Annotated in this window: 8 protein-coding genes and 1 riboswitch; of the genes, 4 read left to right on the plus strand and 4 right to left on the minus strand. The window is 29.8% G+C overall.

Annotated features, from left to right (window positions below; all coding sequences use genetic code 11):
* The first annotated feature begins 42 nt into the window (after positions 1 to 42).
* Positions 43 to 450: a hypothetical protein gene (locus tag B3I31_RS10120; protein WP_291087980.1), complete on the plus strand. Its 408-nt coding sequence runs from the start codon at positions 43 to 45 to the stop codon at positions 448 to 450.
* A 45-nt stretch (positions 451 to 495) separates the two neighbouring features.
* Here B3I31_RS10120 and B3I31_RS10125 read toward each other — a convergent pair whose 3' ends face one another.
* The 3 genes from B3I31_RS10125 to B3I31_RS10135 form a co-directional block, all read right to left on the minus strand.
* A complete protein-coding gene (locus B3I31_RS10125) occupies positions 496 to 735 on the minus strand; it encodes a hypothetical protein (RefSeq protein WP_038330370.1) in 240 nt (79 codons plus the stop codon).
* 49 nt (positions 736 to 784) lie between these two features.
* Positions 785 to 879, minus strand: a riboswitch (SAM-I-IV-variant riboswitch).
* A gap of 44 nt (positions 880 to 923) precedes the next feature.
* Positions 924 to 1382, minus strand: coding sequence for a LexA family protein (locus B3I31_RS10130; RefSeq protein ID WP_280038067.1), 459 nt, complete (start codon positions 1380 to 1382; stop codon positions 924 to 926).
* Positions 1383 to 2651, minus strand: a complete 1269-nt coding sequence (locus tag B3I31_RS10135) for a Y-family DNA polymerase (RefSeq protein ID WP_312350671.1) — start codon at positions 2649 to 2651, stop codon at positions 1383 to 1385.
* Positions 2652 to 2741: 90 nt separating this feature from the next.
* On the opposite strand from B3I31_RS10135, the gene B3I31_RS10140 reads away from it, so the two are divergent.
* Positions 2742 to 3548 (plus strand): GIY-YIG nuclease family protein, encoded by an 807-nt coding sequence (locus B3I31_RS10140; RefSeq protein WP_291087982.1) that lies wholly within the window; start codon positions 2742 to 2744, stop codon positions 3546 to 3548.
* Here the strand turns inward: B3I31_RS10140 and B3I31_RS10145 are convergent.
* A complete protein-coding gene (locus B3I31_RS10145; RefSeq protein WP_291087985.1) occupies positions 3537 to 4121 on the minus strand; it encodes an SOS response-associated peptidase in 585 nt (194 codons plus the stop codon). The genes B3I31_RS10140 and B3I31_RS10145 overlap by 12 nt on opposite strands.
* A gap of 67 nt (positions 4122 to 4188) precedes the next feature.
* On the opposite strand from B3I31_RS10145, the gene B3I31_RS10150 reads away from it, so the two are divergent.
* Together B3I31_RS10150 and B3I31_RS10155 are read left to right on the plus strand one after the other, a co-directional pair.
* The gene (locus B3I31_RS10150; RefSeq protein ID WP_291088005.1) at positions 4189 to 4467 is read left to right on the plus strand and encodes a hypothetical protein; all 279 of its coding nucleotides are present in this window, start codon (positions 4189 to 4191) and stop codon (positions 4465 to 4467) included.
* Between the two features lie 302 nt (positions 4468 to 4769).
* Positions 4770 to 7886 (plus strand): DUF7149 domain-containing protein (locus B3I31_RS10155; protein ID WP_291088008.1); only part of this gene is annotated, 3117 nt, incomplete at its 3' end.

The raw sequence follows: 7886 nt of genomic DNA on the forward strand, positions 1-7886 counted from the left end.
AATACAAATGCACTACCGGTATATTTATAAAAAAGATTATTTATGTGTCAAGTTTATGCTGATGTCACGTTTTGTACGTGTTCTGATTTTGATTCAGATACTATTGAAAAACTGAATCATCATTGGATCTTATACCGTTATAATGAAAAATTAGACGTAGTAATTGTCGGCGAAATAATGTTAGATGATGTTATTAAAAAGTATAATCCAAATAATTTGGTTGAACTTGTACTAAAAAAACTAAATAACAATACGCTGTTTGATAAATCAATTGATTTTGAAGACAAAGATCGGTTACACGTTTCGATTGAATTGAATCAAGTAAACCTAAACTATGGGTTCGAATATGAAGCTAATAGTTGGTCAGAAATTGAATATGATTATTTTACTTGGGCGAATAGTTACGAAGAAAAAAATGGAGGAGAGGTAAAGCTTTACGAATTGTTATAAATTTATAAAATGAGCCGATTAGCATAAATAATCGGCTCATGTTTTTTAATAATGTAATTTTTTTTCCTTTAGTAAAACCTTTTTCGCGAAAGAAATTGTATTTTCATTTTTAATGATTGAATAGTCAATTTCTCTTGATTCGAATTGATTAGTTAGTGCTTTTAGAAAGTGAGCTCGTGCAGCAACCCATCCAGTATTACCCACCTCTTTATTGAAGGAGTTAATTACTTCTTGATCTGAAAGTGAAATCAAGTTTTTTTCAAATTTTTCAGTTAAATTTTCCATTGTTTTGATACTTTAATTTATTAAACAGTATCAATCATTAAGAATAAAGGGAGTAACAATTTTTTGACTGAACAGCCCTCATCGCTTTACCACCGTGGTTTGTTAAACTCGGTTGGTGTACCTTATGTACTCTTGATGATTGAATCTTTTATAAAAGTATTAATTATGATTTAATATTCAAAATTAATTTAATTCCTCTTATGCCTCACCAAATCAGTTACAACTCCCAAAATAATGACAACATCTTCATCTTGTAATTGAATACAATTTTTGTATTTCGGATTAAGAGAAATCAATTGTTTGTTGATGGCATCATAACGTTTGAACGTGTATTCGGAATTGTTGACCGATACTACAATATCATCATGATGTCTGGGTTCGATATCAGATCGAATGATAAGTAAATCACCTTTCAGATATTCAGGATACATACTTTCGCCACCCACACGATTAAGATAAGTTGCTTCGGGATGATTCAGTAAAATTTCATCTAAACTAATATTATTTTGTACAAAATCAGCAGCAGGAGAGGGGAAGCCAGCCGAAACATCACCAAAAAATTGAACAAATCGTTTTTCACCATCTGTTTTGATAGGGATATTGATTAACTCTTCCGAGAATTTAGGAACTTGAATAAACTGTACCATTTAATAAACATTTAAAATATCTGTAAATCTTGTTGTGTAGCAAGGCGACAAACGTTCTTGCTTCATTTTCCATTTTCTACGCACATCTTGCGAAGCTAATTTTAGCATATGATCGCCATAACTTGCATTTAATTGATCCATCACACTCATCAACGCTTTATGTTTTGGACAATCTTCGTGAAATAAATTCATCTGTGCTTGATTATCGGGCGTAATAGCCGAAACAATAACGCCAGCTTTTTTATAATCAGGAACTTTTCCTTCTGCAGGCACCAATTTATCCAATAAAAATAAAGCAGATTTGGACAAAACAATGCTCGAATTCGAATCAAAATCTAAGGTTGTACTTAAAGAATTTGAAACAAAAGATTGTTTTTCATCAAAACGATTGGTCATCACAAAAACAGTAATAATGTTGCATTTTGATTGTTCTTTTCTAAGCTTTTCGGCACAAGAAACAGCAAATGTAGAAACACGCTCTTTCAGATTTTCATAATCATTGATTGTTTTCTCAAAACTTCGAGTTGTGGCAATTGATTTTTTGCGTTGAACTTCATCTAATTTTAAGACGCTTTCGCCTAATAATTCCTTTTTCAAACGCAATTCTACGATGGAGAAATTTCGTTTAATGTATTCATCACTCAATAATGTAAAATCATACGCGTTTTTACAACCAATAAAAGCTAAACGTTTAGCTAAACGTCGCCCAATTCCCCAGATATCCTCACATTTTAACCATTTTAAGGCTTTGTTTATTTTCTCTTTCGAATCAATCATATAAACACCATTATGATGTTTCGGAAATTTCTTTGCTATTCGATTCGCCACTTTAGCTAAAGCCTTTGTAGGAGCAATACCAATACAAACTGGAATTTTGGTAATGGTATATATTTTTTGTTTAATTTCTTGGGCGTAATTTACCAAATCATAGTTATCAAAGCCTTTGAAAAGAAGAAAAGATTCATCAATCGAATAAATTTCAATATCAGGACAATACGACTTCAAAATAGTCATCACGCGATTACTCATATCCGCATATAAAGCATAATTTGAAGAGAAAACATTGATTTTATTTAATCTAAAATTATTCTCGTATTCAAAAGCAGGAGCACCCATTGGAATGCCCAAATCTTTGGCTTCATTAGAACGTGCAATTACACAACCATCATTGTTAGAAAGTACCACAACAGGCTTTCCATTCAGCGTTGGATTAAAAACTCGTTCGCACGAGGCATAAAAATTATTGCAGTCAACTAAAGCATACATCATGTTACAAAGTTGAGCAAATAAAGCGCTACAAGGTGTCGCGGAAAAGTGTTAAAAAATAATAATTAGAAATTGATTCAGTAAATTTGTGCCATGGTACTGAATGATAGATTGAAAATGTTGGTTGACCAAGTTCCAAAAAATATTTGTGGCGTGTATTATTTATACAACGACAAGCAAGATATTATCTACATTGGAAAAAGTATTGATATCAGAAAAAGATTGATTCAGCATTTCAAATCACTTGATAAAAAGGAAATTAAACTTCAGCATTTTACGCATTCTATACAATTTGAAAATACAGGAAATGAATTGATTGCTTTGTTGAGAGAATCTGAATTAATCAAACAAAATCTGCCAATATTTAATCGAGCTCAACGCAAGATTAAGTTCTTTTACGCATTATATAAAGAAATAAATTCGGATGGTTATCACGCATTAATAATAAAGAAAATTGATAACTCTGGGAACGAAATCATTTCATTTACATCACAAAATGAAGCAAAAGATTATTTATTCTATATCACTGAAAAATATAAGCTTTGTCAAAAAGTAAATGGTTTATATAAAATCAAATCAAGTTGTTTTCAATATAGTTTAGAAGAATGCAATGGAGCTTGTATAAATAGGGAAGAAGTGAAACTTTATAACAAAAGAGTTCGTCAATTTTTGAAAACAGTGCATTTACCTAAAAAGGATTTTTTATTTGAATTGGTTGGAAGAACTGAAAATGAAAAAGGTATTGTATTAATTGAAAAAGGAGTTTACAAAGGATTTGGCTATTGCGATCATTTACTTGATAATCTTGACGAAATGAAATCATTTATCGAACAAAAACAAGATAATAAGGATGTCCGAAAAATCTTATTTCGACATATAAAATCCGAATTATCCAAATAAACTCACTTGACCATCTTCACGCTGGTAGCTGAAATCTGTAAATGGTACAATAGGTTTACAATTAAGCCAATTCATTAAGTTTTCACCATCATTAAATACAACAGGCATACGATGTTTAGTATTGTGGATATAATCCATAATGCCGACAGCTTCAGTTGTAACTATCGTAAACGTATCATCAGAATATAATCCTGCTAAACACATCAAATTATTGTTGATTCCGATATCATATTTGATTTTGTCTTTGCCTTCGTGTCGCCATTCATAAAAGCCATCAACCAATATCACACAACGATTGGTGTAAGCATCTCGAAAAGATGGTTTTTCATCAATAGTTTCAATTCGTGCGTTTAGTGTATTATTCGAATTAAAATCATTTCCAGCCCAATGCGGAACTAAACCCCATTCCAACAAATGAATAAAATCTTGTTGATTGGTGATAACAGGTAATTTCGGATGATCAAAACCTTTGAAATGAGGATTTGGCGCAAATCTAACTTCAGGTTTGAATTTCAACCTTGATTTCTTTTCAATCTGTTCTTTTGTTTTGGTCACTTTTACATGAAAACACATAGCATCTACTTTGGAATAAAGGTAATGATTACGACTATAAGAACAATTAAAAATTGAATTAATTAAAATGATTGTAGAAGAATTAAAACGAATGTTTTATAAACTTACGGTTTCACGTAAATCAGATTGTAACGCTCTATGTAGTTTTGTTGTATCAAGAAAATTAATTGCGATGGGAATATTTGATTTTTTAAAAAAGAAAGAATTTGATAAAATTTCTGAACTCGAAAAAAAGATTATTAGTTTAGAAAATAGTAATTCTGAATTGAACTCTAATCTAACTAGATATAACGGAATAATAGATGTAGAATACTATATAAAAACAGAAAAAGAAAATCAACTATAGAATCAATTGAAATGATTGAAGAAGAATTTCCAACGAGTTTGATGTAATTCGTGCATTTTAAACAAACTCACCAATTATGATGAATATCTAAAAAATTATAGGATAAGAGCTTTTTAAGCATTTTTGATATAAATCTTAGTTTTATTCATTCTTGATGCGGCCAAAATATTATAACAATATTATTATAGAGATAAATATTTAAAAACACTAAACTTTATAAGTAATTATTAGATAGTTTTATATGTTAAAATTTTATTTCTTTATAGATATATTGTTATATTTAATAACTAAACTAATATGAAATGATATCTATCGTTAAAGCATTAAATCCCGCTTATCGCCAATTTAAGCCAATCCGCAAAGAAGTTGAAAATTTCAAATCTGAATTATTAGCTTGCTTAGAATCGATTGGAATTAGTGATAGTAGAAATGAATCTGAAGAACATTTAAAAGAACCTATAAAGAAGTTCTTAACCAATACATTTTATCAAAAGAATTTAATCAATACCAAAGATCGAATTGATTTAGCTATTTATTTAGATAAGACAGCTAAAAGTGATGTTGGTGTTATTATAGAAGCCAAAAGACCGAGTAATAAAGCCGAATTTATTTCAACGAATAATATCAATAAAAAAGCGTTACAAGAAGTTTTATTATATTATTTACGCGAACGCATAGATTATAAGAATAATAACATAAAGCAAATTATAGTTACCAATGGGATTGAATGGTTCTTTTTCAAAGGGGAAGACTTTTACGATTATTTTTATAAAAATACAGAATTAATAAAAGAATATGCGCGTTTCCGTGATGGATTAAAAGACACTGCTAAAAACGAGCTATTCTATAAAGAAATAGCCGCAATTTATATTGAGAAGGTAAAAGACAAACTTCCCTATGTACACATTAAATTAGACACGAAAGAAATAACAAAATACAATGATACTAAAATTAGTAACCTATATAAATTATTTTCTGATACGCATTTATTAGGTAAATCATTTGGTAATGATAGTAATAAGCTAAACAATGATTTCTACAAAGAGTTACTTCATATTATCGGTTTAGAAGAAATAAAAGAGAAAACAGGGTCTAAAAAGATAATTGTAAGAAAAGATCCTAAAGAACGTGATTATGCTTCTATACTAGAAAATACAATTTATACATTAGAAGATAAAAGTTATCTAGATCGTATAACGAATATACCAAATTCTCCAGAGAAAGCTTTCAATGTAGGGTTAGAGTTATGTATTAATTGGATCAACCGTATTCTATTTCTTAAATTACTAGAATCACAGTTAGTCAGTTATAACAAATCCAAAGAATACAAATTCTTAAATTTTAATTTTCTAAATGGTTATGATGCTTTAAACGATTTATTCTTTTCAGCATTAGCAAGACCATTAAATGAAAGACACGATAAAAACAAGGAACGTTTCAAGAATATCCCTTATCTAAACAGTAGTTTGTTTGAACATAGTGAAATGGAGCGTTTAACATTTGATATTACTGCACTGAAAGATGAAGAAATGCAAGTTTTTTCAGGTACAATTTTAAAAGATAATAACGGTAAAAAATTAAATGGTAAATTAAATACGCTCGATTATATCTTCCGATTTTTAGATTCATACGATTTTTCGGCTGATGCCAATACAGATATTGAAGATGAACAAAATGGAAAAACCTTAATTAATGCTTCGGTTTTGGGTCTAATCTTCGAGAAAATTAATGGATACAAAGACGGCTCATTCTATACACCTGGGTACATTACAATGTTTATGTGTAAAGAAGCGATTAGAGAGGCTGTGGTAGATAAATTCAAAGCAGAATACCATCATTCTATCGAAACTTTTGAAGATGTAAAAGCTTATTGTCAAAGTTTCTTTAAAAAAGAGGATAGAATCAAATTAAATAACACCATCAATACTTTAAAAATATGTGATCCCGCTGTAGGTTCTGGGCACTTTTTAGTTTCTGCTTTAAATGAATTAATTGCTGTAAAAAGTGAATTAGGAATCCTTTCTAATGAACAAGGTGAAAGAATACCGTGTGAAGTTTCAATAGAAAATGATGAGTTATATATTGCTTATAACGAGGGTGAATTATTCGAGTATAATCGACAAGATGTTAATAGTCTTCATATTCAAAAAACATTGTTTCATGAAAAACAAACCCTAATTGAGAATTGTTTATTTGGTGTAGACATCAATCCCAATTCGGTAAATATTTGTCGTTTACGTCTATGGATAGAGCTGTTAAAGAATGCATATTACACAACTGAAGGCGAATTGCAAACATTACCAAATATCGATATCAATATTAAATGTGGTAATTCGTTAGTTCACCGATTTAAGTTAGACGACAGTTTAAAACAAGCGTTTAAAAATAAAGAAGTTACATATTCAATAAACGACTATAAAACTGCAGTTAGTGAGTACAAACACACGAATAGTAAAGCAAAAAAAGCTGAAGTAGAAACCATTATCCGAAACATCAAAAATAATTTTAGAACAACTTTAGATGCTAAAATCAAAGAAAAAATATCTAAAGCCGTAGGTGAATATGAAAACGAAAAATTACGCTTAGATAACTTAACATTATTCGGAGAAAAGATTAAAAAAGCAGATAGAGACAATTTAAAAAAATTGAAACTAAAAGCAGAGAAATTAACCAAAGAGAAACAAGAAATTTTGGACAATGTCATGTTTCAGAATAGTTTCGAGTGGCGCTTCGAGTTTCCTGAAGTATTAGCAGATGATGGTTCTTACCTAGGATTTGATGTCATCATCGGGAATCCGCCTTATATTCAATTACAAAAAATGAAAGAAGCAAGTAATATGCTTCAAAAATTAAATTATGCTTCATTTGCAAAAACGGGAGACATCTATAGTTTGTTTTACGAATTAGGAAATAATATTTTAAAACAAAATGGATGCTTAATTTTTATTACTTCCAATAAGTGGATGCGTGCTGCCTATGGAGAGAGTTTAAGAAAATATTTTATTGAGCAAACAAATCCTAAAGTCTTAATTGATTTTGGAGGAATTCAAATATTTGATTCTGCAACAGTTGATACTAATATTCTAATGTTTAAAAAACAACAGAATCAATACCGAACTCTTGCTTGTATCGTAAAAGAAAAAGTAATAAATAATTTGGGGGATTATTTTAGACAAAACCAAACATTAATCGACTTCAATTCATCTGACAGTTGGGTAGTTTTATCACCTATAGAGCAAAGCATAAAAGCTAAAATTGAGGCAGTTGGCACACCTTTAAAGGATTGGGATATTAGAATAAATTACGGGATTAAAACTGGATTTAATGATGCCTTTATTATTGATGGAAAAAAGCGTGAAGAACTGATTAAGCAAGACCCAAAATCTGCCGAAATTATACGACCTATTTTACGAGGCAGG

This window comes from Empedobacter sp. UBA3475 (genome assembly GCF_002378465.1).
GTDB lineage: Bacteria > Bacteroidota > Bacteroidia > Flavobacteriales > Weeksellaceae > Empedobacter > Empedobacter falsenii_B.

Coding starts and splice junctions, on each gene's coding strand:
- B3I31_RS10130 (WP_280038067.1), bottom strand. CDS start 1,382: ATGGTACAGTTTATTCAAGTTCCTAAATTCTCGGAAGAGTTAATCAAT.
- B3I31_RS10135 (WP_312350671.1), bottom strand. CDS start 2,651: ATGATGTATGCTTTAGTTGACTGCAATAATTTTTATGCCTCGTGCGAA.
- B3I31_RS10120 (WP_291087980.1), top strand. CDS start 43: ATGTGTCAAGTTTATGCTGATGTCACGTTTTGTACGTGTTCTGATTTT.
- B3I31_RS10145 (WP_291087985.1), bottom strand. CDS start 4,121: ATGTGTTTTCATGTAAAAGTGACCAAAACAAAAGAACAGATTGAAAAG.
- B3I31_RS10125 (WP_038330370.1), bottom strand. CDS start 735: ATGGAAAATTTAACTGAAAAATTTGAAAAAAACTTGATTTCACTTTCA.
- B3I31_RS10150 (WP_291088005.1), top strand. CDS start 4,189: ATGATTGTAGAAGAATTAAAACGAATGTTTTATAAACTTACGGTTTCA.
- B3I31_RS10140 (WP_291087982.1), top strand. CDS start 2,742: ATGGTACTGAATGATAGATTGAAAATGTTGGTTGACCAAGTTCCAAAA.